The sequence below is a fragment of the Sinorhizobium kostiense genome (assembly GCF_017874595.1).
Classification (GTDB): Bacteria; Pseudomonadota; Alphaproteobacteria; order Rhizobiales; family Rhizobiaceae; genus Sinorhizobium; species Sinorhizobium kostiense.
On record NZ_JAGILA010000001.1, the window covers coordinates 942,447 to 965,969 of the forward strand.

At 63.4% G+C, this 23,523-nt stretch carries 23 protein-coding genes; 16 read left to right on the plus strand and 7 right to left on the minus strand.

Annotated elements, in window-relative coordinates; all coding sequences use genetic code 11:
* The first annotated feature begins 357 nt into the window (after window positions 1-357).
* The gene (locus J2Z31_RS04240; protein WP_209600617.1) at window positions 358-2,271 is read left to right on the plus strand and encodes an adenylate/guanylate cyclase domain-containing protein; all 1,914 of its coding nucleotides are present in this window, start codon (window positions 358-360) and stop codon (window positions 2,269-2,271) included.
* 249 nt (window positions 2,272-2,520) lie between these two features.
* Here the strand turns inward: J2Z31_RS04240 and J2Z31_RS04245 are convergent, their stop codons facing one another.
* Window positions 2,521-3,243, minus strand: a complete 723-nt coding sequence (locus J2Z31_RS04245; RefSeq protein WP_209601060.1) for a TfuA-like protein — start codon at window positions 3,241-3,243, stop codon at window positions 2,521-2,523.
* A 54-nt stretch (window positions 3,244-3,297) separates the two neighbouring features.
* Window positions 3,298-3,747: a helix-turn-helix domain-containing protein gene (locus tag J2Z31_RS04250; RefSeq protein WP_209600618.1), complete on the minus strand. Its 450-nt coding sequence runs from the start codon at window positions 3,745-3,747 to the stop codon at window positions 3,298-3,300.
* Window positions 3,748-4,298: 551 nt separating this feature from the next.
* Between J2Z31_RS04250 and J2Z31_RS04255 the strand changes: the two genes are divergently transcribed.
* The 7 genes from J2Z31_RS04255 (at window position 4,299) to J2Z31_RS04285 (ending at window position 11,833) form a co-directional block, all read left to right on the plus strand.
* A complete protein-coding gene (locus J2Z31_RS04255) occupies window positions 4,299-5,462 on the plus strand; it encodes an isovaleryl-CoA dehydrogenase (protein WP_209601061.1) in 1,164 nt (387 codons plus the stop codon).
* 38 nt (window positions 5,463-5,500) lie between these two features.
* Window positions 5,501-7,108, plus strand: coding sequence for a carboxyl transferase domain-containing protein (locus J2Z31_RS04260; RefSeq protein ID WP_209600619.1), 1,608 nt, complete (start codon window positions 5,501-5,503; stop codon window positions 7,106-7,108).
* 79 nt (window positions 7,109-7,187) lie between these two features.
* Window positions 7,188-9,176, plus strand: coding sequence for an acetyl/propionyl/methylcrotonyl-CoA carboxylase subunit alpha (locus tag J2Z31_RS04265; protein ID WP_209600620.1), 1,989 nt, complete (start codon window positions 7,188-7,190; stop codon window positions 9,174-9,176).
* A complete protein-coding gene (locus tag J2Z31_RS04270; protein WP_209600621.1) occupies window positions 9,173-10,042 on the plus strand; it encodes a hydroxymethylglutaryl-CoA lyase in 870 nt (289 codons plus the stop codon). The genes J2Z31_RS04265 and J2Z31_RS04270 overlap by 4 nt, the downstream gene beginning before the upstream one ends.
* Complete coding sequence (locus tag J2Z31_RS04275) at window positions 10,039-10,824, plus strand: crotonase/enoyl-CoA hydratase family protein (RefSeq protein ID WP_209600622.1); 786 nt, start codon at window positions 10,039-10,041, stop codon at window positions 10,822-10,824. The genes J2Z31_RS04270 and J2Z31_RS04275 overlap by 4 nt, the downstream gene beginning before the upstream one ends.
* 73 nt (window positions 10,825-10,897) lie before the next feature.
* Window positions 10,898-11,269, plus strand: a complete 372-nt coding sequence (locus tag J2Z31_RS04280) for an antitoxin Xre/MbcA/ParS toxin-binding domain-containing protein (protein WP_209600623.1) — start codon at window positions 10,898-10,900, stop codon at window positions 11,267-11,269.
* Between the two features lie 72 nt (window positions 11,270-11,341).
* A complete protein-coding gene (locus J2Z31_RS04285; RefSeq protein WP_209600624.1) occupies window positions 11,342-11,833 on the plus strand; it encodes an RES family NAD+ phosphorylase in 492 nt (163 codons plus the stop codon).
* 68 nt (window positions 11,834-11,901) lie between these two features.
* On the opposite strand, the gene J2Z31_RS04290 is transcribed toward J2Z31_RS04285, so the two are convergent.
* From J2Z31_RS04290 to J2Z31_RS04310, 5 genes are all read right to left on the minus strand, one after another.
* Window positions 11,902-13,008 (minus strand): sulfate/molybdate ABC transporter ATP-binding protein, encoded by a 1,107-nt coding sequence (locus J2Z31_RS04290; protein ID WP_209601062.1) that lies wholly within the window; start codon window positions 13,006-13,008, stop codon window positions 11,902-11,904.
* A gap of 14 nt (window positions 13,009-13,022) precedes the next feature.
* Entirely contained in the window at window positions 13,023-13,910 is an 888-nt protein-coding gene (gene cysW, locus J2Z31_RS04295) for a sulfate ABC transporter permease subunit CysW (protein ID WP_209600625.1), read from the minus strand.
* A complete protein-coding gene (gene cysT, locus J2Z31_RS04300) occupies window positions 13,900-14,757 on the minus strand; it encodes a sulfate ABC transporter permease subunit CysT (RefSeq protein WP_209600626.1) in 858 nt (285 codons plus the stop codon). Before cysT ends, cysW begins: the two co-directional genes overlap by 11 nt.
* Before the next feature lie 6 nt (window positions 14,758-14,763).
* Window positions 14,764-15,789 (minus strand): sulfate ABC transporter substrate-binding protein, encoded by a 1,026-nt coding sequence (locus J2Z31_RS04305; protein ID WP_209600627.1) that lies wholly within the window; start codon window positions 15,787-15,789, stop codon window positions 14,764-14,766.
* A gap of 239 nt (window positions 15,790-16,028) precedes the next feature.
* Window positions 16,029-17,087, minus strand: a complete 1,059-nt coding sequence (locus tag J2Z31_RS04310) for a D-TA family PLP-dependent enzyme (protein WP_209600628.1) — start codon at window positions 17,085-17,087, stop codon at window positions 16,029-16,031.
* A gap of 159 nt (window positions 17,088-17,246) precedes the next feature.
* Between J2Z31_RS04310 and J2Z31_RS04315 the strand changes: the two genes are divergently transcribed.
* From J2Z31_RS04315 to J2Z31_RS04350, 8 genes are all read left to right on the plus strand, one after another.
* A complete protein-coding gene (locus J2Z31_RS04315; RefSeq protein ID WP_209600629.1) occupies window positions 17,247-18,086 on the plus strand; it encodes a transporter substrate-binding domain-containing protein in 840 nt (279 codons plus the stop codon).
* Between the two features lie 68 nt (window positions 18,087-18,154).
* A complete protein-coding gene (locus J2Z31_RS04320) occupies window positions 18,155-18,817 on the plus strand; it encodes an amino acid ABC transporter permease (protein ID WP_209600630.1) in 663 nt (220 codons plus the stop codon).
* Window positions 18,818-18,822: 5 nt separating this feature from the next.
* The gene (locus J2Z31_RS04325; protein ID WP_209600631.1) at window positions 18,823-19,482 is read left to right on the plus strand and encodes an amino acid ABC transporter permease; all 660 of its coding nucleotides are present in this window, start codon (window positions 18,823-18,825) and stop codon (window positions 19,480-19,482) included.
* Between the two features lie 7 nt (window positions 19,483-19,489).
* Complete coding sequence (locus tag J2Z31_RS04330) at window positions 19,490-20,257, plus strand: amino acid ABC transporter ATP-binding protein (protein ID WP_209600632.1); 768 nt, start codon at window positions 19,490-19,492, stop codon at window positions 20,255-20,257.
* A gap of 33 nt (window positions 20,258-20,290) precedes the next feature.
* A complete protein-coding gene (locus J2Z31_RS04335) occupies window positions 20,291-20,674 on the plus strand; it encodes a RidA family protein (RefSeq protein WP_209600633.1) in 384 nt (127 codons plus the stop codon).
* A 47-nt stretch (window positions 20,675-20,721) separates the two neighbouring features.
* A complete protein-coding gene (locus J2Z31_RS04340) occupies window positions 20,722-21,534 on the plus strand; it encodes an IclR family transcriptional regulator (RefSeq protein WP_209600634.1) in 813 nt (270 codons plus the stop codon).
* A gap of 63 nt (window positions 21,535-21,597) precedes the next feature.
* Window positions 21,598-22,695 carry a glycosyltransferase family 4 protein gene (locus tag J2Z31_RS04345; protein ID WP_209600635.1) on the plus strand — a complete coding sequence of 366 codons (1,098 nt, stop codon included), beginning with the start codon at window positions 21,598-21,600 and terminating at the stop codon, window positions 22,693-22,695.
* Window positions 22,692-23,462 (plus strand): polysaccharide deacetylase family protein, encoded by a 771-nt coding sequence (locus tag J2Z31_RS04350; RefSeq protein WP_209600636.1) that lies wholly within the window; start codon window positions 22,692-22,694, stop codon window positions 23,460-23,462. The genes J2Z31_RS04345 and J2Z31_RS04350 overlap by 4 nt, the downstream gene beginning before the upstream one ends.
* Window positions 23,463-23,523: the final 61 nt, after the last annotated feature.

The window sequence follows — 23,523 nt, forward strand, 5'->3', positions numbered from 1 at the left end:
TGGAGCGGCGCCCTCCGGGCTTGTAATCAGCTGCGCTGGAGGGAGGCCATGGCGGATCACAGACCCATCTGGCATTTCCGCTTCCACTCCAAACGAGATATCGATCGCTTCGACCGATGATGCGGCCCGGGTTCCAGTTCGCATCGCCTTCCCCTCAAAGGCCACCCCACACTGCTCGGCCCCACTCACAATGTGATTACGGGCCGTCGTCTTCTCTCGCCCCATTCTCCACGGCGTGGGTTGGGTCTCAGGACCATGGTCAAGCCTGCAAAAGCGGCGCGGCGGGACACGGAGTTGTGAGTGGACGGGTGGGGGCGGTGCCAGGAAGATGTTGCCGAAACCTGCCGAGGGCCCATCATGGAACGCAAACTTGCAGCGATCGTGGCAGGCGATATCGTCGGCTACACCCGGCTGATGTCGGAGGACGAATCCTCGACCTACGCCGCCCTTCGCGCGACCTTCAGCGAGCTGATCACACCGACCGTCGCGAAGCACGGCGGTCGTACCTTCAAGACCACCGGCGACGGCTTCCTGGCGACCTTTCCGAGTGTCAACGAAGCGCTCGATGCGGCGATCGAAATCCAGAACGGATTTGTCGAACGACCGTTCAAGATGAGGCTCGGCATCAATCTCGGCGATGTCATCGAGGACAATGGCGACATGTTCGGTGATGGCGTCAACGTCGCTTCCAGGCTGGAAGCAATGGCGGAGCCCGCCAGCATTTTTGTCAGCGAGGCGGTGGTCCGCAGCGCTGACCGGAGCCGCAGTGAGCTTTTCTACAGCATCGGCCGAAGGCAGGCGAAGAACATAAGTGAGCCGCTTGCCGTCTACGCCGTGCGGCTCGCGGCTGGCCAGGTGAGCGGCAGGAGCTGGATTCGGCGGCTTGGCCTCCGCCGAACTACCGTTTTCCCTTACGCGGTAGGGGTTGCAGCACTTGTCCTTGCCGCCGCCTTCACTCAGATGACCCAATTGGGAGCGGTTGGTACAGGCCTGGCGGACAGTCTCGTGCGTCTGGCGGTGAGCGATCCTGCAGATGCCCGGCCGACAGTCGCGGTGCTGCCCTTCGACAATATGAGTGACGACCCCGACCAGGGCTATTTCGCCGACGGGCTGACCGAGGACGTCATCGCCAACCTTGCACAAAATCCCGAGCTTCAGGTGATCGCACGCAACTCGACTTTCGCGCTACGCGGTCAGGCGGAGGACATCCGGACGATTGGCGCAAAATTAGGGGCGGGCTATGTGGTGGAAGGCAGTGCCAGACGCGCCGGCGACCAGCTACGGATCGTGGCGCAGTTGATCGATGCGCGCAGTGGCGCTCATCTCTGGTCTCGCACTTACGACCGGCGCGTCGAGGACGTCTTTGCCCTCCAGACCGAGCTGACGGCGGAGATCGTCTCACACCTTGTGTCCTATGTGCGCCAGACGGAGGTAGCGAACGCGGCCGAACGCCCGACCGAAAACCTGCAGGCCTACGATCTCGTCCTCCAGGCGCGCAATCGCTACAAGCATGGCTCGAAGGATGCGGAGGCGCTGCTGGCTGCGCGTGCGCTGCTTCACCGGGCCCTGGAGCTTGATCCCGGCTACGCCGCGGCGCGCGCCAATCTCGGAATGACCTATATTGTCGACTTCGCCCAGAATGTTAGCGGCAGGGCGACCCGGACCGATGCCGAAACGGGTCTGAGCGAAGCTCGGCAGGCCGTTCGCCTCGAGCCTAATCTCGCTGTCGGCTATCAGGTCTTGAGCTTCGGTCTTTCGCTCACCGGCGACTATGCCGGCGCCATGCAGGCCGCGCATCGGGCGGTCGAGCTCAATCCGAACGATCCGGATAGCTTGATGGCGCTGGCAAAGGCGCAGGTCCGGTTCGGGAGCTATGACGAGGCGGTGCGCAATGCCGAGCGGGCGCGTCGACTGCATCCAATGGCTCCGGAGTACTACACCTATGTCTACGGTCAGGCACTCTATGCCGCCGGCAGGATCGATGAAGCCGATCAGGTCCTGCGGGAATGCCTCCTCCGTGCGCCCCGTGAGGTCGATTGCCTGTTGATACGCACCGCCGTCCTGGCTGCGCGCGGAGACGTACAAGGAGCCCAGCGCACGATGGCACTGCTGGTGGACGCGGATCCTGAATTTTCACTTGCCGAAGAGCGCGCCAATCGTCGCTTTGGCAATTCGCCTCTGATGGTCGAGTTCCTCTCGCAGCTAACGGCGGCGAGAGCTCCGGACGCGACCAGTGGCGTCCTTTCCCCGCGCCTGCGGCAATCGCAGTAGGGGCCCTTGGTGCCGGAGAAGCGAGCAACGGTTTGCCGTTCCAAATGCGCGACGACTGGAGCAGCTCACTGCTTCTGTGGGCAGGGACACCCTCACGGCGACTGCCAGCTGATGCGTCGAGGTTCGGCTCACAGGTATTACATCGTTTATGGTCGTGGTGGCCAGGAACTGGCATCAGCTATTCAAACCCAAACCGGAATATTCGGAATACTGTGGGCCGAACCCGGTATTTGGCTACGGTTCCAAGCGTCAGACTTTCGCCGGTGGGTCGTCCTTTAATCGCGTCCAGAGACTCGTCTCATTAAATGTCCAATCCTGCCGCGACTGGCGCGGTCCGCAAATGCGACCCAGCTCTTCCAGGAGTTCGAGCGCGTCCGCGCGTTTCTGGTCGACGTATCCCGCGCGCAGTCTTGTTGCCAGCGCGTCGCGGTCCGCATCCGGCGGGAGCCTCGCGCCAGCGATGATCGAGGACCAACTGCGTTCTTTGTAGAAAAGCTCTGCCGCGGCGCGCTCGACAGCTGCGGCGATCTCAGCCGCAATCATCCGCTGATCAGCGAGGCGCCGCAGCGTCGCCCGGACATTGACAAGGGGAAGGGTTAGGGCCGCATACCCGAGTTCCTCCGGTGCGTGCAGCAGCGCCACGTCGGAATCGTCCTCGGTCTCTCCCGTGGCATATTGCCGATAGATCGCGCCGATCCCGACCATTCCGAACACATCGCACTCGGCGGCACGGAGCGCTCCCATGCTTGCCGCGCCAAGAACCGTCAAGCCCCTGGAAAGAGCGAACAGGATCTCCTTGTGCCAGACCGGCGCGACATTCTCGAAATTGCCGTCGATCAGTCCGATCGCCTCGGCGCCTTCCTGTACGGCGCGAAGTATGTCCCCTTGGGTCGCGGGCGGGCGGATGACGATCGCTCCGCCGGCGATTTCGGACGCGTCAGGCACCGTCGGGCCGACGAAGGCGATCCTCATGCGGGCTGCGGCTTCACGCGGCATCAACCGCCTGCAGCGGCACGATCGGCCACGTCAGCCATTCAGTGACTCGGCATGATGGGTTTCGGATGGTATCGCCTGTTCCGATTCCGGCGTGCGCGCCATGGCGGCGACGAGCGATATGATCCTCTTGCGCAAGAGCGGATCGGCGATCTTCAGGAAAGCCCTATTGAGGGCAATGCCTTCCTTCGAGGCGACGAAAGATGAAATCTCCTGCGACTCGTGGATATCTGCTGCGGCCTCGCGCAGCTCGGCCTTGTCTTCCTCCTGGAAGAAGAAGCTCGGGTGAACGCCAAGAATGTCGGCGATCGCCTGCAGCCGGCTTGCGCCAATTCGATTCGTGCCCTTCTCGTATTTCTGCACCTGCTGGAAGGTTATACCCAGGCCATCGGCAAGCTTCTCCTGGCTCAGTCCGATCATCAGCCTGCGCATTCGCACACGCGAACCGACGAAGACGTCGATCGGATTGGGATCCTTCTTCATCTGCTATTCTCCTTGCGAACTCGGGTTCCACACTCGGTTGCTTGCCCAATGCAAGTCGCCAAAATGCGAAGCGGTTTTGGGACAGCGACATGCACGAAAACAAGAACCGAAAGCGCGCTGCACGAATACGTTGGATGCGACGCGCGTTCGAAGTGTGCTTGAACATCGGAAGCGATGCAATCTTTGCGAGCCATTTCGGCGGTGGAATGTGCTTTTTCCTCCCTATTGGCCAGTGTTTTGCACCAAGCGTCCACAGCTGCCCTCGCCGAAGGGCTCTGCCCTTTGGGTCGCTGCCCGCGCAAGGGATGGTTGTCCGCTTGTGATTCGCGTCGGGTGCGGTTTTCGCGCATCGTTCTGTCACTCGCATCCGTTTCAACTTTGGAGATCGTGCTTGGGCGGCCGGCTCTTTGGAAGGAAATTAGCCGGCGGCAATGTTATCGTTCGCGATAAAGCCGTGCGGCGGTATCATGCGGTGGAGCACTCTGGATTGCCGCACGGTTCGGCTGACCGACGATGACGAGATCGTCGGCCGGCCAATGGAGGAGGACGGGATGTTTCAAGGTGGAATGAACTTCGCGCTCGGCGAGGACGTCGAGGCGTTGCGCGGGAGCGTGCGCCGCTTCGCGGTCGATCGCATTGCGCCGCTCGCCGACGAGGCGGACCGCAACAACGCCTTTCCGGCCCCGCTCTGGCGGGAAATGGGTGAGCTTGGGCTGCTCGGGATCACGGCCGGCGAGGACTATGGCGGCGCCGGGCTCGGCTACCTCGCGCATTGCGTAGCGATGGAGGAGATCAGCCGCGCCTCCGCTTCGGTGGGGCTCAGCTATGGTGCTCATTCCAATCTCTGCGTCAACCAGATCAACCGCAACGGCAATGCGGCGCAGAAGTCGAAATATCTGCCGAGGCTGATTTCCGGCGAGCATGTTGGGGCGCTCGCGATGTCGGAGCCCGGTGCCGGCTCGGACGTCGTCTCGATGACGCTGCGGGCCGAGAAACGCGGCGAGCGCTATCTGCTGAACGGCAACAAGATGTGGATCACCAACGGACCAGACGCCGATGTTCTGGTCGTCTATGCGAAGACCGACCCGGCCGCCGGTCCGCGCGGCATCACTGCCTTCCTCGTCGAGAGGAGCTTCCCCGGCTTCTCGCCCGGCCGGAAACTCGACAAGCTTGGCATGCGCGGGTCCAACACCTCGGAACTGATCTTCAAGGACTGCGAGGTTCCCGAAGAGAACGTGCTCGGCAAGGTTGGAGAGGGCGTCAATGTGCTGATGTCCGGTCTTGATTACGAGCGGGTTGTGCTTTCGGCCGGCCCGCTTGGCATCATGGCGGCTTGCCTCGATGTGGTCGTCCCCTATCTCCATGAGCGCAAGCAGTTCGGCCAGCCGATCGGCGAATTCCAATTGATGCAGGGCAAGCTCGCCGACATGTATGTGACGATGAATGCCGCTCGCGCCTATGTCTATGCCGTGGCGGCTGCGTGCGACCGCGGCGAGACGGCGCGCAAAGACGCCGCCGGCTGCATCCTCTACGCTGCCGAGGGGGCGACCGCGATGGCGCTGGAGGCGATCCAGGCGCTCGGCGGCAACGGCTATACCAACGATTATCCGGCCGGCCGGCTGCTCCGTGACGCCAAGCTCTACGAGATCGGCGCCGGCACGAGCGAGATCCGGCGGATGCTGATCGGCCGGGAGCTCTTTTCCGAGACGAAGTAGAGGAGTGCGTAGCGGGTGGATAAAGGGCTGGGGGGACCATGACGGTTTTGCGATCGCACATTTCGCCGTCCTCGGAGGAGTTCAAGGCGAACCGTGCCGCGATGGCGCAGGCGATCTCGACGATCGAGGAGGCGGTGAGGGTGGCCGCCGCCGGAGGCGGGGAACAGGCGCGCGATCGTCACGTCAGTCGAGGCAAGCTCCTGCCGCGGGATCGGGTTGCGAACCTCATCGATCCGGGCACGCCCTTCCTCGAAATCGGCGCCACGGCCGGGCACGGCCTCTATAATGACGATGCGCCGGCAGCGGGCCTGATCGCCGGCATCGGCCGCATTTCCGGCCGCGAATGCATGGTCGTTTGCAACGATCCGACCGTCAAGGGCGGCACCTACTATCCCATGACGGTCAAGAAGCATTTGAGGGCACAGGAGATTGCCGCCGAGAACCGGCTGCCATGTGTCTATCTTGTCGATTCCGGCGGTGCGAACCTGCCGAACCAGGACGAGGTCTTTCCGGACCGCGATCACTTCGGCCGCATCTTCTACAACCAGGCGAACATGTCGGCGGCGGGCATTCCCCAGATCGCGGTGGTCATGGGGTCCTGCACGGCAGGCGGTGCCTATGTGCCCGCCATGTCCGACGAGACGATCATTGTCGAAGGCCAAGGCACCATTTTTCTCGGCGGCCCGCCGCTCGTGCGCGCGGCGACGGGCGAGGTCGTTTCGGCCGAGGATCTCGGCGGCGCCGACGTGCATACGCGCCTCTCGGGCGTCGCCGACCATCTCGCGCGGGACGACGCGCATGCGCTGGCGCTCGCCCGCCGGGTGGTCTCGACCCTGAACCGCGAGAAGCCGTCCTCGGTGGACCTGCGGGAGCCGGAGCCGCCTCTCTACGATCCGGATGAAATCTCCGGTATCGTTCCGGCCGATCTCAGGACGCCCTATGAAATCCGCGAGGTCATCGCCCGTATCGTCGACGGCTCGCGCTTCGACGAGTTCAAGGCGCGCTTCGGCACCACGCTCGTCTGCGGCTTCGCTCATGTCCACGGCATGCCCGTAGGCCTCGTCGCCAACAATGGCGTTCTGTTCTCCGAGTCGGCGCTTAAAGGCGCGCATTTCATCGAACTCTGCGCCCAACGCGGGATTCCGCTCGTATTCCTGCAAAACATCACCGGGTTCATGGTTGGGCGCAAATACGAGACCGAGGGCATCGCCAAGCACGGCGCCAAGCTGGTGACGGCAGTCGCGACGGTAAAGGTGCCGAAGATCACTCTCCTTGTCGGCGGCTCCTTCGGCGCCGGCAATTACGGCATGTGCGGGCGGGCTTTCTCGCCGCGTTTTCTCTGGACATGGCCGAACAGCCGCATCTCGGTCATGGGCGGCGAGCAGGCGGCCGGCGTCCTCTCTACCGTGCGCGGCGAGGCATTGAGGCGGGCTGGCACGCCCTGGAGCGAAGAGGAGGAGGCACGATTTCGCAAGCCCGTGCTCGACCTTTTCGAGCGGCAGAGCCACCCGCTCTACGCTTCGGCACGCCTTTGGGACGACGGCGTCATCGACCCGCGCAAAAGCCGCGAGGTGCTGGCACTATCGCTCTCGGCCACACTCAATGCGCCGACCGAGGAGACGCGGTTCGGTTTGTTCAGGATGTGAACCGGCAAGAATGAGGGCTTTGGATGAAGCTCATCCGAAGGAGAAGGGTTGGCTGCCGAGTGAAGCGGAAGAGAGGCGCATGTTTTCGAAGCTCCTGATTGCCAATCGCGGCGAAATCGCCTGCCGCGTAATCCGCGCCGCCCACCGGTTCGGCATCGGCACGGTCGCGGTCTATTCCGATGCGGATGACGAGGCGCTGCACGTGGCGCTCGCCGACGAGGCAATCCGAATCGGACCGGCGCCGGCGGCGGAGAGCTACCTCTCGATCGAGCGGATCATCGCGGCGGCGAAGAGTGTCGGTGCGGACGCCATCCATCCCGGCTACGGTTTCCTCTCGGAGAACGCCGACTTTGCCGAGGCCGTGAGGGCCGGCGGTATGGTCTTCGTCGGACCGTCGGCGGACGCGATCCGAGCCATGGGTTTGAAGGACGCCGCCAAGGCACTGATGGAGCGGGCTGGCGTTCCGGTCGTGCCCGGCTATCATGGCGAGGTGCAGGAGGCGGACTTCCTCGCGGCACGGGCCGCCGACGTCGGTTATCCGGTTCTGATCAAGGCGCGCGCCGGCGGGGGCGGCAAGGGCATGCGTCGCGTCGATAGGCAGGAGGATTTCGCCCAGGCGCTCGAGGCGGCGCGGCGTGAAGCGCAGGCAGCTTTCGGCGACGGGGCGGTGCTGATCGAGAGGTATCTCACGCGGCCGCGCCATATCGAGGTCCAGGTCTTCGGCGATCGTCACGGCAATGTCGTGCATCTCTTCGAACGCGATTGCTCGCTGCAGCGCCGCCACCAGAAGGTCATCGAGGAGGCCCCGGCGCCGGGCATGACCGCCGAGGTGCGCCGCGCCATGGGTGAGGCGGCGGTGAGGGCGGCGCAGGCGATCGGCTATGTCGGCGCCGGCACGGTCGAATTCATTGCAGACGTGACGGATGGGCTCTGGCCGAACCGGTTCTATTTCATGGAGATGAATACGCGGCTGCAGGTTGAGCATCCCGTGACGGAGGCGGTGACCGGCCTTGATCTCGTTGAATGGCAGTTGCGCGTCGCCGCCGGCGAGCCTTTGCCGAAAAGACAAAGCGAAATCGGCATAAACGGCTGGTCGTTCGAGGCGCGGATCTACGCGGAAGATCCCGCCAAGGGATTTCTGCCCGCGACCGGACAACTCAACCACCTGAGCTTTCCGGACGAAGATGTGCGGATCGATTCCGGGGTGCGACAGGGCGATATGATAACGCCCTACTACGACCCGCTGATTGCCAAACTGATCGTCCGTGCAGCCAGTCGGTCGGCGGCGCTCGCCCGTCTGCAGCAATCGCTTATGGCGTGCCGTATCGGGGGCATAGCGACCAATCTCGATTTCCTCGTCCGATTGACGGGGGAGCATGATTTCCGCTCCGGCAGGCCGGATACCGGACTCATCGACCGCCAGATCGAACAGTTGGCGGCGCCGGCCATTCCCGGCGACGATGCGCTGGCGCTGGCGGCGATCGTATCGACAGGGCTCCTTCAGCCGGTGGCATCGAAGGATCCATGGGCCTCGCTCGGCCATTGGCAAATCTGGGGCGACCCCGACCGGACGGTCACGGTCGATCATGCAGGCGGACGCTCCGTGGTGACGCTGAAAGCGCGAGGGCGCGACCAGTTCGCCGTTCATGCGGGCGCAAGCACACTTCCCGTTCTGGTATTGGAGCGCTTCGAAGATGGGGCAAGGCTCGAGGTCGCCGGGCGGCGGCGGGCCCTTCGCTACGTTCGGCAGGGCGAGGCTTTGACCTTGTTCCTGGACGGCCGGACTCTTTTGTTCCATCTCCCCGACCCGTTTGCCGGCGAGCACAGCGGAGAGGCGGCGGATGACGAGATTATCGCGCCGATGCCGGGGCTCATCAAGCTCGTGCGCGTCGGCGCTGGCGAAGCCGTCGCCAAAGGCCAACCGCTCGTCGTCATGGAAGCGATGAAAATGGAACTGACCCTCTCCGCCATGCGCGAAGGCAGGATTGCGAACGTGCATGTGACCGAGGGCGCGCAAGTCAGTGAAGGCACGGTGCTGGTCACGCTGCACGAGGAGGCCGCACAATGACTTCGGAGGAGTTCGACAGGGTCACGATCGTCGAAGTAGCGCCGCGGGACGGACTTCAGAATGAGGCTCGATTAGTGGATACGGCCGACAAGATCAGGCTCGTTGATCTGCTTTCCGATTGCGGTTACGAGCGGATCGAGGTAACGAGCTTCGTCAGCCCCCGCTGGGTGCCGCAAATGGCCGATGCACCGGCAGTGATGGCGGGCATCGCACGGCATTTCGGCACGCGCTACGCTGCGTTGACCCCCAATATGCGTGGCTTTGAAGCGGCGATTGCTGCTGGGGCCGACGAGGTAGCGATTTTCGCCTCCGCTTCCGAAAGCTTCTCCCAAAAGAACATCAATTGTTCGATCGCCGAGAGTATCGAGCGGTTTCGACCCGTCGCCGAGGCGGCCCACAACCGCCGCGTACCGCTGCGCGGCTATGTGAGCTGCGTCGTCGAATGCCCCTATGACGGAGTTATTGCGCCGCAGGCCACCGCACGCGTCGCGCGGCTTCTCGCCGATCTCGGCTGCTACGAGATCAGCCTTGGCGACACGATCGGACGCGGCACGCCGGAGGCCGTGGACGCGATGCTCGCGGCAGTGCTCGGCGATATCGCCGCAACGAAGCTTGCCGGACACTTCCATGATACGTCGGGCCGGGCACTCGACAATATCGCTGTCGCGCTCGAACGCGGGCTGCGCGCATTCGATTCATCCGTGGGCGGCCTCGGCGGCTGCCCCTATGCGCCGGGAGCGGCCGGCAATGTCGATACGGTCGCGGTAAACGCCTTTCTGCGGGAAAGCGGATTTGTAACCGGGCTCGACGAGGATAAACTCGAGCGTGCTGCAGCCTTCGCCCGGTCCTTGAGGAGGGCGGGATGACATACGACACGATTCGCCATGCCGTCGACGCACGCGGTGTCGCCCGGCTGACGCTTACCCGTCCGGAAAGGCACAACGCTCTTTCCGCCACGATGATCCACGAACTCACCGATGCCGCGGCTCGGCTGGGCTCCGATCAGAGGGTGCGGGCGGTCGTTCTCGATGCCGAAGGGAAGAGCTTCTGCGCCGGCGGTGATCTCGCGTGGATGCGCGAGCAGTTCAGCGGCGACAGGCAAGCACGGATCGCCGAGGCAACGCGGCTGGCCCTGATGTTCAAGGCGCTGAATGAAATGCCGAAACCGCTGGTCGCGCGTGTCCATGGCAATGTCTTCGGCGGCGGCGTCGGGCTGATCAGCGTCTGCGACGCTGTGATCGCATCGGAGGGAGTGAAGTTCGGCTTGACGGAAACACGGCTGGGGCTGATCCCGGCCACCATCAGTCCTTACGTCGTTGCCCGCATCGGCGAGGGCAGGGCGCGGCCACTCTTCATGTCGGCGCGGCTTTTCGACGTGTGTGAGGCGAAGGCCCTGGGGTTGGTGACGGCAGTCGTCGCCGCCGATAAGGTGGACGCTGCCATCGATGCGGAGGTGGCCACCTATTTCGCCGCCGCCCCTGGCGCCGCCGGTCGGGCCAAGCGGCTGGCCCGCTCGCTCGGTGCCCCCATCACCGATGCCGTCATTGCCGCAACCATCGAGCAGCTTGCCGACACCTGGGAGACGGAGGAAGCCCGCGAAGGCGTCTCCGCCTTCTTCGAACGCCGCGAACCGTCCTGGCGCGCCTGATTGCTGCTTGAAATGGGCAGGGTTTGATCTTATTTTAATAGCCATCCGATCAAACCATGTCCGAGTTGTGCTCATGATGGCTGTCGATTTCGAGATTCCCGCAGCGCGGTTCGGCGAAGGCCATTCCCCGTACCTCTCGGCGCGCCTCGTCGCCGACCGGCTGGGTGTGACGCTTGCGGAACTCGCCAAGCTGATCGGCGTCGCGCGTAATACGCTGACGGCCAAGTCCGGCGCGCGCAAGGTCGACAATGCGCTAAGCAGCGTCGTCCGCATTCTTGCGATGGCTTCCGAGATGGCCGGCGACGAAGCCCGCGCCGTCATCTGGTTCAAGCACCAGCCGATTCCCGGCTGGGCCGGTAAAACCGCCTATGATCTGGTCGGCGAGGGCAAGGCCGACAAGGTGCTTGCCTATCTCGAGTCCGTTCGCGCCGGCGTCTACGCCTAGAGCGGGATGGCAAGGGTAAGCGGTATTCCGCACGCATCCCGCTCCAATTCAGAGCCAACGCCGGGCGAGCCGATGGAGCTCTGGCGGGCCTTCGTGCCACGATGGGCGCATATGCCGCTCTCCGGCGACGGTGCCGCGCGCTTCGGCGGCCGATGGAATCCCGCCGGTACGCCGACGATCTATGCCGCGCGTGAGCTTTCGACCGCCTGGGCGGAATACAACCAGGGCTTCGTCCAGCACCCGGCGCTCATCGTGAGGCTCGAACTGCGGGACGCGAAGCTTGCGGACCTGACCGACGCCGGCGTGCTCGCCGAACTGGGGCTTGAGGAGTGCATTCACCGCTGCGAATGGCGTCATGAGCTCGATCGGGGCGAGGTGCCAACGACGCACAAGGTGCACGCCGACCTCATCGCTCGCAAGTTCCACGGCGTGATCTACCCCTCCTTCATGTCGCCGGGTGGCACCTGCGTCGCACTCTGGCGCTGGAACGGCAAGAATGGACCGAGGCTGGATGTCATCGACCCCGAGGGCCGGCTGCCGAAATCGCCCGCGTCGTGGCTGTAGCACCGGCTGTCGTTTGAGGGTGACGAATGACGGGGGAGAGCAAGATGCTCGTCTGCAGGCGCAGCCCTTCAGGTACCCGTCGGCGCTAGTTCGATCCCCGACGATTGCGCCTGCACCGATCCTCGAGCCACGTCGCCCGCCCCACGGTAGAGTTTCCATCTGGTCGGCCGGAACGCAACGCGGCTGTGGTCGGTCGATGAGGCGCGCTCTGGAGGCAGTTCTATCTCGACCGGAGGTTGCGTCCTGCCAAGGCTGACTTCCAGGTGCCGTGTGCCTGCCACGCGTCGGCCCGCCGTGACGAGGCCGGCCAGGCAGCCGCAGCCATCGACGAGTTCGATATCATGCGGGCGGAAATAAAGGGTCGCCGGCCCGTCCGGCTCGCTCGCGGCGCGCAGGCCGATCGGGCGGTCCTCGAACCAGATCTCGCCCCTCGAGAGCGTCACGTCGAGACAGTTCGACTGGCCGATGAAGCCGTAGACGAAGGGAGAGACCGGGTGGTCGTAGATGTCGTCGGGCGTGCCCACCTGTTCGATCGCCCCCTTGCTCATCACCACGACGCGGTCGGCGAGTTCCAGCGCTTCCTCCTGGTCGTGGGTGACGAAGACGGTCGTGTGGCCAGTGCGATCGTGGATTTCGCGCAGCCATTTGCGAAGCTCTTTGCGCACCTGCGCGTCGAGCGCGCCGAAAGGCTCGTCGAGCAGCAGCACGTTGGGCTCGACCGCCATCGCGCGGGCGAGCGCCACACGCTGCCGTTGCCCGCCGGAAAGCTGGGCGGGATAACGCTTTTCCAGCCCTGAGAGCTGCACCAGTTCCAAGAGGTCGAGTGCCCGGCGCCGGATCTCGGCGGCCTGCGGCCTCCTGTTGGCGGGCCTGACGTTGAGCCCGAAGGAGACGTTGTCGAGCACCGTCATGTGGCGGAACAGCGCGTAGTGCTGGAAGACGAAGCCGATATTGCGCTGCTGCACGCTCTTTTTCGAGGCATCTTCGTCGCCGAAGAAGATCGTGCCTTCGGTCGGGCTCTCGAGACCGGCGATGAGCCTCAATAGCGTCGTCTTGCCCGAGCCGGAGGGGCCGAGCAGGGCGACCAGCTCACCGGAACGAATGTCGAGCGAGACGTCTTCGAGCGCCGGGTAGCGGCCGAATTCCTTGCGTATGTTCTGGACGCGGACTTCCATGATCATGGATCCTTTCAATGCCTGCGGCTGGCAGCGATCTCGTCGCTATAGCGAAGTTCAAGAGCCGTCTTCAGGACGAGCGTCGCCAGCGCCAGCAGCGCAAGGAGCGCCGCCACCGCGAAGGCGGCAACGAAGTTGTACTCATTGTAGAGGATCTCGACCTGCAGCGGCATCGTGTTGGTCTCACCGCGGATATGGCCGGAGACGACGGAGACGGCGCCGAACTCGCCCATCGCGCGGGCATTGCAGAGTAGCACGCCGTAGAGCAGGCCCCATTTGATGTTCGGCAGCGTCACGTGCCAGAAGGTCTGCCAGCCGGTGGCCCCGAGCGACCGTGCGGCTTCTTCATCGCTCGTGCCCTGTTCCTGCATCAGCGGGATCAACTCGCGCGCGACAAAGGGGAAGGTCACGAAGACGGTCGCGAGGACAAGGCCGGGCACCGCAAAGAGGATCTGGACCCCGTAGCTCTGGAGGATGGGGCCAAGAGCGCTGTTGGCACCGAAGAGCAGCACGAAGACGAGACCCGAAATGACGGGTGAGACCGAAAATGGCAGGTCGATCAGCGTCGTCAGGAAGGCCTTGCCCTTGAACTCGAATTTGGCGATCGCCCAGGCGGCGGCCACGCCGAAGACAAGGTTGAGCGGAACGGCGATCCCCGCGACCGTCAGCGTCAGCAGGATGGCCGAAAAGGTCTCGGGGTCGCCGAGCGCGGCAAGGAACTCGCCCGCGCCTTTTCGGAACGCCTCGATGAAGACGGTGCCGAGAGGCAGGAGCAGGAAAAGACCGACGAAGCCGAGGGCGAGAGCAATGAGAGTCGCCCGGGCGAGGCGCGTCTCGGAGGTTGCCGCCCCGACGGGAGTGGAAGGCGCCGAGGTCGGCGTCGGACCGATGTCAAGCGCCATTGCTGTATCTCCGTCTGCTCCAGGATTGGATGGTGTTGATGACCAGAAGCATCAGGAAGGAGAGAAACAACATGACCGTGGCGATAGCGGTTGCCGCGGCGTAATTGAACTCCTCCAGCCGGATGACGATCAGCAAGGGTGCGATCTCGGACACATAGGGGAGGTTGCCGGCGATGAAGATGACGGATCCGTATTCGCCGACGCCGCGGGCAAAGGCGAGCGCAAAGCCGGTCAGCCCCGCGGGCAGCAGGCCCGGCAGCAGCACCCGCGTGATCGTCTGGAGGCGATTGGCGCCGAGGGTTGCGGCCGCTTCCTCGACCTCCTTGTCGATCTCCTCCATCACCGGCTGCACAGTCCGGACCACAAAGGGGAGGCCGACGAAGACGAGGGCTACGACAATGCCGGCCGGCGTGAAGGCGATCTTGATGCCGAGCGGCTCGAGCAGCGAGCCGATCCAGCCGTTCGGCGCGTAAAGCGTCGTGAGCGCGATGCCCGCGACCGCGGTCGGCAGCGCAAAGGGCAGGTCCACCATGGCATCGATCACCCGCTTCCCCGGGAACCGGTAGCGCACGAGCACCCAGGCGAGAATGACGCCGAAGACAAGGTTGACGATCGCGGCGACGAAAGCCGTGCCGAAGCTGATGGCCAACGCATTCACGGTGCGTTCGTCGAAAGCCAGCGCGAAGAAATTCGCCCATCCAAGACCGCTGGAGCGCCAGAGCAGGCCGGAAATCGGAATAAGAACGATGAGTGTGAGCCAGGTCAGCGTGACGCCGAGCGCCAGTCCGAAGCCCGGAATGACGCTTGGTTGCCGCGACTGCCAGCGTATGCGTGCGCGAGGTGCCATGGCTTGTTATCGACCCGGCTTGTAGATCTGGTCGAAGATCCCGCCGTCGGCGAAGAATTTCGACTGGGCTTCCTTCCAGCCACCGAAGTCGTCGATCGTGACGAGCTTCACATCGGCGAAGCGGGCGATGTCCTCAGGATCGGCGGCGTCCGGCTTGAACGGGCGATAGTAGTGCTTGGCCACGATCTTCTGCCCGGCATCGCTGTAGAGATAGTTGAGATAGGCATCCGCCACCTTGCGCGTACCCTTGGCGTCGACATTGCCGTCGACCAGCGCGACCGACGGCTCGGCCTTGATCGAAATCGAGGGGGTGACGATGTCGAAATTGTCCGGGCCGAGTTCCTCGAGAGAAAGAAAAGCCTCGTTCTCCCAGGCGAGCAGCACGTCGCCAAGGCCGCGCTGAACGAAGGTGGTCGTCGCTCCTCTTGCGCCGGTGTCGAGCACCGGAACGTGCTTGAAGAGCTCGCCCACATATTCCTGCGCCTTGGCCTCATTGCCATTGTTGGCGTCGCGGGCCCAGGCCCAGGCTGCGAGGAAGTTCCAGCGGGCGCCGCCGGAGGTCTTAGGGTTCGGCGTGATAACCTGGATGTCGTCGCGGATGAGATCGCCCCAGTCCTTGATACCCTTCGGGTTGCCCTTGCGAACCAGAAAGACGATCGTCGAGGTATAGGGCGCGCTGTTGTTATCCAGGCGGGTTTTCCAGCCGGCCGGGATCTTGCCGGTCGCTGCGGCGATTGCGTCGATATCGGCTTCGAGCGCGAGCGTCACGACGTCCGCCGCAAGCCCGTCGATGACGGAACGGGCCTGCTTGCCCGATCCGCCATGGGAGGTTTGGATCGTCACAGTCTCCCCTGTGTCGGTCTTCCATTTCTCGGCAAAGGCTGCGTTGAAGTCCTTGTAGAGCTCCCGCGTCGGATCATAGGACACGTTGAGTATCGTCGTATCCGCTTGCGCGAGGCCGATGGAGCCAAGCTGCATGCTTCCGATTACAAGCGCCAATTTCAGTATTCCGGCAAATCCGTTCGAGCTCATCTCGACCTCCGTTGTTTGCCGGATAAACTATCAATTTAGTAGACTAATACAACGCAAAGCCGTGACGCCTCGGCGCCGGTTTGCGAAAATCTCTGTCCTCCTATCAGGATTTTTGGAAATTCGTTTCCGCTCCTCGCGAGCGTCACCCGGCAGATAGGGCGACGATCCTCGAAACAGCGCTAACATATTCCAGTTGGCGGGGCACTGTGCCTTGAACAGGCGGCGGGCACGTGAGAACTCTACAGAACCCGGCCACGTGCCGCTACGGCCCATTTCTCCCTCGGGGTGCCACCCTCCAGTATATGCACGGCATCAACCATGTTGGTGACCACACAAGCATGGTTCGGTACGATGCGGACCTGCTGGCCGACGACGAGGTCGATCGCCTCATCCGAGACGAGGCGGCCGTGCTCCTCGGAAAGCTGGTCGATGCGGATATCGTCGCGCCCGAGCACATGTCCGTAGCCGGCGAGGCCGAGAAGGTCGGATGTCAGCACCTTGCTGCCGGCGTCGATGATCGCCCTGTTCTTCGCCGAGACGGAAACGACGGTGGCAAGGACGGTCAGCGCGCAGTCATCCCACCTGGCGACGCCGCGGGCGACAAGCGAGCGGTCGTTGTAGATGTAGGTACCCGGCCGGTACTCAGTCGCGATGGGTGCGTCCGCCGCCTCCATCATGCTGGGTGTTCCGCCCGACGTAATCGAGGGCACCTCAAGGCCGTCCGCCTCGATCAGCCGCTTCGCCTCGCTCATGAAGGATTGCACCCGCGCAGCGGCGCCGACCGGCGGATAGGTCATCAAGCCCCCAAACCGCAATCCGGGAGCATCGACGACGCGGCGGGCTAGATCGGCTGCCTCGGCTGGTGTCGCGACACCACAGCGATCCGCACCGGTGTTGCATTCGACGAGTACGGTGAGCGGTCTTTCCGTATGGGCGAAGCGGGCGGACAGGCCGTCGATCACGATCGTGTTGTCGGCCACGACGCTGAGCACCACCCGCTCGTTCAGCTTTTCGAGCCGCGCGAGTTTTTCCGCTCCGAGGATATTGTAGGTGATGAGCACGTCCTTGATGCGATTGCTGCCGTCGATCATGGCCTCCGCCTCAGAGACCTTCTGGCAGGTGATGCCGATTGCTCCCGCCTCGAGTTGCAGTTCGGCCATCTGCGGCAGCTTGTGCGTCTTGATATGCGGCCGCACCCGGATCCCGTGCTTGTCGGCATAGGCCTGAAAGGCGCGGACATTCCGCCGGGCTATGTCGAGATCGACGAGTACGGCGGGGGTTTCGATCTGCAGAGTCATGGCCTCCACTCCTTCCTGAGCCAGCGAAGAACGCGAATCTTGCCGATCCCGCTTGACAAGTTATGGACCGAGGCCTTTGATAGGTCAATCCGATATTCAGGACGAATGTCCACTATATTGGACCAATAACCACAGGGAACCAGAATGGGGAGATCTCCGATGATGAAGACATTCGCTATCGCCGCGAGCCTCGCGGTTGCCGCGCTGGCCATGCCCGCGCAAGCGCAGCAGCCTGCGAGCAAACTCGACGAAGTGCTGGCACGCGGCCACCTGATACTCGGCACCGGCAGCACCAACGCGCCGTGGCACTTCAAAAGCGCCGAAGACAAGCTGCAGGGCTTCGACGTCGACATGGGCCGGATCATCGCCAAGGCGCTGTTCGGCGATCCGGAAAAGATCGAGTTCGTCAACCAGTCGTCGGACGCCCGCATCCCGAACATCACCACGGGCAAGGTGGATATCACCTGCCAATTCATGACAGTGACCGGCGAGCGTGCTCAGCAGATCGCCTTCACCATCCCATATTATCGCGAGGGCGTCGGCCTGATGCTGAAGGCCGATGGCAAATATGCCGACTACGAGGCCCTCAAGGCCGGCGGCTCGTCGGTTACCATTTCGGTCCTGCAGAACGTTTATGCGGAGGACATGGTCCATGCCGCACTGCCGGAAGCAACCGTCGACCAGTACGAGTCCCAAGATCTGATCTATCAGGCGCTCGAATCCGGCCGCGCCGATGCGGCAGCGACCGACCAGTCGTCGCTTGCCTGGTACATGACGCAGAATCCGGACCGCTACAAGGACGCGGGCTATGGCTGGAACCCGCAGACCTACGCTTGCGGCGTCAAGCGGGGCGACCAGGATTGGCTGAACTTCGTCAACACGGCGCTGCACGAAGCAATGACGGGGGTCGAGTTCGACTTCTATGCCAAATCATTCAAAACCTGGTTCGGCAAGGACCTGACCCCGCCGCAGATCGGCTTCCCGGTCGAGTACAAGTAAGCCCTGTCGTCTGGCAGCCCCGCCTGTTGGGCGGGGCTGCCAGCTGCATCATCGGATTGGCTTCGACCATGAGCTATACATTGAATTTTGCGGCGGTCTGGCGCTCGTTCGACCTTCTGCTCCAGGGACTGGCGCTCAGCCTCGGCCTCGCGGTGATCGCCATTCTCGCCGGAAGCGTGCTCGGTTTGGTCACCGCCTTCGGACTCGTTTCGAAGAGTGAAGTTCTGCGCAGACCGGCCGGCCTCTACGTCACGATCATCCGCAACACGCCGATCCTGGTTCTCGTGCTCTTCAGCTACTTTGCGCTTCCGCAACTCGGCGTCCGTCTCGGGAAGATCGAGAGCTTCGTCCTGACGCTCGCCGTCTATTCCGGCGCCTATCTCGCCGAAGTCTTCAGGGGCGGCCTGATCGCCGTACCCCCGGGGCAGCGCGAAGCGGGGCTGGCGATCGGTTTGACCGAGATGCAGATCCGCACCTCGATCATCATTCCGCTGATGCTGCGCAATGTCCTGCCATCGCTCGGCAGCACCATGATCTCGCTTTTCAAGGATACTTCGCTTGCCGCCGCGATTGCCGTGCCGGAACTCACCTTCGAGGCGCGCAAGATCAATGTCGAGACCTTCCGTGTGATCGAGACCTGGATTGTCGCGAGCTGCCTCTATGTCGCAACCTGCTCGCTGCTCGCCGCGCTGATGCGCGCCGTCGAGCGGCGCCTTGCCGTGCCGAGGTGAACTCCATGGATTTTGCCTTTCTCGACCAGCTCTGGGCGGCGCGTATTCCGCTTGTCAGGGGGCTTGGCATTTCGATCTCCATCTCGATGCTCTCGATTGCCGCTGGGACGGTGCTCGGTGTTCTGGTCGGCCTGGCGCTCACCTATGGCGTGCGGCCGCTAAAATGGCTGGTGCGCGGCTATACGGATTTCATCCGCGGCACGCCGGTGCTCGTGCTGGTTCTTGCGAGCTATTACGTCTTGAGCACTGTCGGCGTCGACCTCGGGCCGTTCCAGGCGGGCGTTCTCGCGCTGGCGGTCTTCTGCAGCTCGCATGTCGGCGAACTGGTGCGCGGGGCGCTGCAGTCGATCCCCAAGGGCCAGACTGAGGCCGCCAAGGCGATCGGGCTGACCTTCCCGCAAACCTTCGCCTATGTGCTGGGGCCGCAGGCGCTCCGCCAAGCCTTGCCCGCCTGGGTGAACACAGCGGCCGAGATGGTCAAGGCATCGACCTTGCTTTCGATCATCGGTGTGGGAGAGCTGCTCCTGAGCACGCAGGAAGTGATTTCCCGCACCTTCATGAGCCTCGAATTCTATTTCTTCGCAGGCTTCCTCTATTTCGTCATCAATTACGGCATCGAGCGCTTCGGCCGTTACGTCGAGCGCAAAACCGCCGTTCCATCGTGAGGCCCCGATGACCAATCTTCTTGAAATCCGCGACCTTCACAAACGCTACGGCACGGTCGAAGTCCTGAAGGGTGTCGATTGCTCCATGCGGCAGGGCGAGGTGATCAGCATCATCGGTTCCAGCGGCTCCGGCAAGACGACCATGCTTCGCTGCATCAATATGCTCGAGGAATTCCAGGGCGGCACGATCTCGATCGACGGACAGGAAATCGGCTATGAGGCGGTGGGGGGCGTGCGCCGCCGCAAGCCGGAGCGGGAAATCGCCCGCCAGCGAGCGCTGACCGGCATGGCCTTTCAGCAGTTCAACCTGTTCCCGCACATGACGGCCGCCGGCAATGTCATGCTCGGTCTCGTCAAGGTGAAGAAGATGAGCCGCGACGAGGCAAGCGCGCTCGCGGAGAAATGGCTGAACCGGGTCGGTCTCCTTTCCCGCAAGGATCATTATCCCGGCCAGCTTTCCGGCGGCCAGCAGCAGCGCGTTGCGATTGCCCGCGCCATCGCCATGAACCCGAAGCTTATGCTCTTCGACGAGGTGACCTCCGCGCTCGACCCGGAACTCGTCAACGAGGTGCTGCAGGTGATCAAGGGCCTCGCCGACGACGGCATGAGCATGCTGATCGTCACGCACGAGATGCGATTTGCCTATGAGGTGTCGTCGCGGGTGATCTTCATGAACCAGGGCCGGATCGGCGAGGAGGGGGACCCGCGCGAGATGTTCCTGAAACCCAAGACCGAGCGTCTGGCGGAATTCCTGAAAAATTCGACTTTCAACTGACCAACCAACTGACATGAAGAAATGGAGTGACGTGTGACGATCAAGCGTTATGGAACGGGCGAAACCGGTGCCGGCAAACAGGCCTTGCCATTTGCGCGCGCAGTCGAAGCGAATGGCTGGCTCTATGTTTCCGGCCAGGTCGCCATGGAGGGAGGCGAGATCATCGGCGGCGGCATCATTTCGGAAAGCCGCAAGGCGATCGAGAACATGATCGCCATTCTCGATGAGGCGGGTTATGGTATCGAGGATGTCGTGCGGGTGGGCGTCTGGCTCGACGATCCGCGCGACTTCTGGACCTTCAACGGCATCTATGCGGAATATTTCGGCAAGAACCCGCCGGCCCGAGCCTGCGTGCAGTCGCGCATGATGGTCGACTGCAAGGTCGAAGTTGACTGCGTCGCCTACAAGGCTAAATGAGGTGGACCGGGCCCGCTTCTGGGCAGGCCCTCACCGGAGCATGCACGATGGCGGATGAGGCAGACACGATCAATCGAAGGGCAAGGGGGCTCGATCGCGCCTTTGAAATCCTGGACTATCTGCGCCTCAAGCGCCAGCCGCTCCGGCCGAACGAGATCGCCCAGGGGATCGGGGCGCCGCGCTCGTCGGTCTATGAGCTGGTCAATCTGCTCCTCCGCCAGGGCGTAATCGAATATCGGGGCGATGACGGGCGCGTCTTCCTGGGGCGTAAGCTCTATTTCCTCGGCTCGGCCTATGCCGAGAATTTCGACCTCATCCGCGAATGCGAGCATTTGCTGGCGCGGGTCGCGGAAGAGACGCGCGAAACCGCGCAGATGTGCCAGCTCGAAGGCAACAAATACGCCGTTGTGCTGATGAACGAGGGCAGCCGGCCTTTCCGCATCTCGACCAATATAGGCGAGCCCGTTGCCATTCCGTGGACCGCTTCCGGTCGCCTGCTCGTCGACCATATGAGCGACGAGGAGATACTGAGCTTCATTCCGGAAGAGGATTTCGTGCTGCCGAGCGGCAAGCGGCTTGATCCGTCCGAGTTCATTGCTCAGGTTCGTCAGGCGAAAAAGGACGGCTACTTCACCTTCAACAGCATCGTCGACAGCTTCACCCATTGTTTTGCCGTGCCGGTTTGCGACGCGGACGGCATCTGTATTGCCACCCTTTGCCTTGTTGCACCGAAGGAAGACGGTTTGCGCAATCGCAGCGCCTATCTGCGCGTGCTGATCGATGCGGCGGCGGAACTCTCCGAGAAGCTCGGCTACAGGCAGGATCGCGTGACTTCCACGCGGACTGCGGCGGGCGGTTGAGGACCTTTCAACCCGTCATGCCGATATTGACACCGCCGAGCGATAGCGGGATAGCTCGCCGCGATGAAGATCGCCTTTCATGCGCCGCTGAAATCTCCGGATCACCCTGTCCCGTCCGGCGACAGGCAGATGGCCCGCATGCTCATCGAAGCGCTCCGCCTGGCCGGGCACAAGGTTGATATCGCCTCGCATCTGCGCATATTTTTGCGCGATAGTTCACAGGCCGCCTTTTCAGCCCTGCATCATGAAGCAGAGCGCGAAATCGAGCGACTTCGCGCCCTCTGGCGCCGGGACGGCCCGCCCGATGCGTGGTTCTGCTACCATCCATACTACAAATCCCCGGACCTCATTGGTCCCCGCCTCTCGGCAGAGTTCTCCATCCCCTACCTGACTGTCGAAAGCTCCTATTCCTCCCGCCGCAATCAGGGAGCATGGAAGCTCGCGCAGGATGCGGTTGCCGCGGGTGCGCGGCAGGCCGCGGTGAATGTCTGCTTGACGCAGCGGGACCGGCAGGGGCTCGAGGCGACGATACCGGACGGCCGTTACGCGATGCTCGCGCCCTTTATCGACGTCATGCCGTTTCAGAGTTTGGGAAGAGCCGCGAGGGATGGCTTCCGGCTGATCGCGGTCGCGATGATGCGTCCAGGCGACAAGATGGACAGTTACCGCATGCTCGCGCGCGCCCTTGAACTCGTCGTCGACATGCCCTGGAGCCTGACGTTGGTCGGCGACGGTCCTGCCCGTTCGGAGGTGCAGAACGTCTTCTCCCCCCTCCCGGCGGAGCGGCTCGACTGGGCCGGAGAGAAACCCCCGCAGGCGATCGCCGGCATGCTTGCCGGCGCCGATCTCTATGTCTGGCCCGGTTGTGGCGAGGCCTATGGCCTTTCCTATCTCGAGGCACAGGCGGCGGGCCTGCCCGTCGTTGCTCAGCGTACGGGTGGCGTGCCTGAAGTGGTCCGGGACGGCGAAACGGGGCTGCTGCCGGCGGAGGGCGATCTCGTCGCGTTCGCCGCAGCGGTCAGGCGCTTTCTCGCCGACGAGACACTCACGGCGCAGTTCGGCGAGCGGGCACGCCGTTTCGTCTTCGAAGAACGCTCGCTTTCAGCTGCCTCGCGGCGGTTGAGCGAAATTTTCGACGTTTATGTAAGGAAGATGGCATGAGCGGGGACTCCCTCTGGCAGCCGCTGATCGACAGGCTCGACCAGTTGCAGGACGCCGGCCAAGGCGTCAATTTCTGGCTGCGCGACGACGATGCGGTCGAACCGACGGCGGCGCTCCACCGTTTGCTCGATCTGACGGAGCGCTTCTCCGTGCCGGCGACACTGGCGGTCATACCGGCGTATACCGACGAGCGCTTGGCGCGCTGCATTGCCGGTCGTCGCCACATCAGTGTCGCAGTCCACGGCTGGTCGCATGAAAACCATGCCGCTCAGGGCGAAAAGCGGCAGGAGCTCGGAGCCCAACGTCCGCCCGGGGCCGTCGCCGCGGAGTTGCGCGCCGGATTTGGGCGCCTGCGTACACTTCACGGCCCCGCCTTCGTGCCGCTTCTCGTTCCGCCATGGAACCGCATCGACCCAGGCGTGATCGCAGAGCTCGTCGAGGTCGGCTTCAGGGCGCTGTCGGTCTTCGGGCCGGAGACTGGTGACAAAGCTGCGCCCCTCCGCCAACCGGGGCTGAAGATCATCAACACGCATGTGGACGTTATGGACTGGCGCGGCACGCGTGGCGGCCGCAACCATGGCGAACTGATCCGGGACACCCTGCGGCGACTCGATGAGGTGAATGACCGCGAGGGGGCCGTCGGCATTCTCACTCATCACCTCGTCCACGACGAGAGCGTCTGGGTCTTCTTGTCGAAACTCTTCGAGATCACCGCGTCGCACCCAGCAAGCCGCTGGCGCAGCGTGGCCGTCCTTGGCGCGGGATGAGGAAAAGTGTGCGCGGTTTTCCCGCCCGCACCCCGCGCTGGTCTATGCCATGACGTCTTGG

Bases quoted from the DNA above. Each gene is read 5' to 3' on its own strand.
- J2Z31_RS04240 (WP_209600617.1), top strand. From the start codon at position 358: ATGGAACGCAAACTTGCAGCGATCGTGGCAGGCGATATCGTCGGCTAC.
- J2Z31_RS04245 (WP_209601060.1), bottom strand. From the start codon at position 3,243: ATGAGGATCGCCTTCGTCGGCCCGACGGTGCCTGACGCGTCCGAAATC.
- J2Z31_RS04250 (WP_209600618.1), bottom strand. From the start codon at position 3,747: ATGAAGAAGGATCCCAATCCGATCGACGTCTTCGTCGGTTCGCGTGTG.
- J2Z31_RS04255 (WP_209601061.1), top strand. From the start codon at position 4,299: ATGTTTCAAGGTGGAATGAACTTCGCGCTCGGCGAGGACGTCGAGGCG.
- J2Z31_RS04260 (WP_209600619.1), top strand. From the start codon at position 5,501: ATGACGGTTTTGCGATCGCACATTTCGCCGTCCTCGGAGGAGTTCAAG.
- J2Z31_RS04265 (WP_209600620.1), top strand. From the start codon at position 7,188: ATGTTTTCGAAGCTCCTGATTGCCAATCGCGGCGAAATCGCCTGCCGC.
- J2Z31_RS04270 (WP_209600621.1), top strand. From the start codon at position 9,173: ATGACTTCGGAGGAGTTCGACAGGGTCACGATCGTCGAAGTAGCGCCG.
- J2Z31_RS04275 (WP_209600622.1), top strand. From the start codon at position 10,039: ATGACATACGACACGATTCGCCATGCCGTCGACGCACGCGGTGTCGCC.
- J2Z31_RS04280 (WP_209600623.1), top strand. From the start codon at position 10,898: ATGATGGCTGTCGATTTCGAGATTCCCGCAGCGCGGTTCGGCGAAGGC.
- J2Z31_RS04285 (WP_209600624.1), top strand. From the start codon at position 11,342: ATGGAGCTCTGGCGGGCCTTCGTGCCACGATGGGCGCATATGCCGCTC.
- J2Z31_RS04290 (WP_209601062.1), bottom strand. From the start codon at position 13,008: ATGGAAGTCCGCGTCCAGAACATACGCAAGGAATTCGGCCGCTACCCG.
- cysW (WP_209600625.1), bottom strand. From the start codon at position 13,910: ATGGCGCTTGACATCGGTCCGACGCCGACCTCGGCGCCTTCCACTCCC.
- cysT (WP_209600626.1), bottom strand. From the start codon at position 14,757: ATGGCACCTCGCGCACGCATACGCTGGCAGTCGCGGCAACCAAGCGTC.
- J2Z31_RS04305 (WP_209600627.1), bottom strand. From the start codon at position 15,789: ATGAGCTCGAACGGATTTGCCGGAATACTGAAATTGGCGCTTGTAATC.
- J2Z31_RS04310 (WP_209600628.1), bottom strand. From the start codon at position 17,087: ATGACTCTGCAGATCGAAACCCCCGCCGTACTCGTCGATCTCGACATA.
- J2Z31_RS04315 (WP_209600629.1), top strand. From the start codon at position 17,247: ATGATGAAGACATTCGCTATCGCCGCGAGCCTCGCGGTTGCCGCGCTG.
- J2Z31_RS04320 (WP_209600630.1), top strand. From the start codon at position 18,155: ATGAGCTATACATTGAATTTTGCGGCGGTCTGGCGCTCGTTCGACCTT.
- J2Z31_RS04325 (WP_209600631.1), top strand. From the start codon at position 18,823: ATGGATTTTGCCTTTCTCGACCAGCTCTGGGCGGCGCGTATTCCGCTT.
- J2Z31_RS04330 (WP_209600632.1), top strand. From the start codon at position 19,490: ATGACCAATCTTCTTGAAATCCGCGACCTTCACAAACGCTACGGCACG.
- J2Z31_RS04340 (WP_209600634.1), top strand. From the start codon at position 20,722: ATGGCGGATGAGGCAGACACGATCAATCGAAGGGCAAGGGGGCTCGAT.
- J2Z31_RS04345 (WP_209600635.1), top strand. From the start codon at position 21,598: ATGAAGATCGCCTTTCATGCGCCGCTGAAATCTCCGGATCACCCTGTC.
- J2Z31_RS04350 (WP_209600636.1), top strand. From the start codon at position 22,692: ATGAGCGGGGACTCCCTCTGGCAGCCGCTGATCGACAGGCTCGACCAG.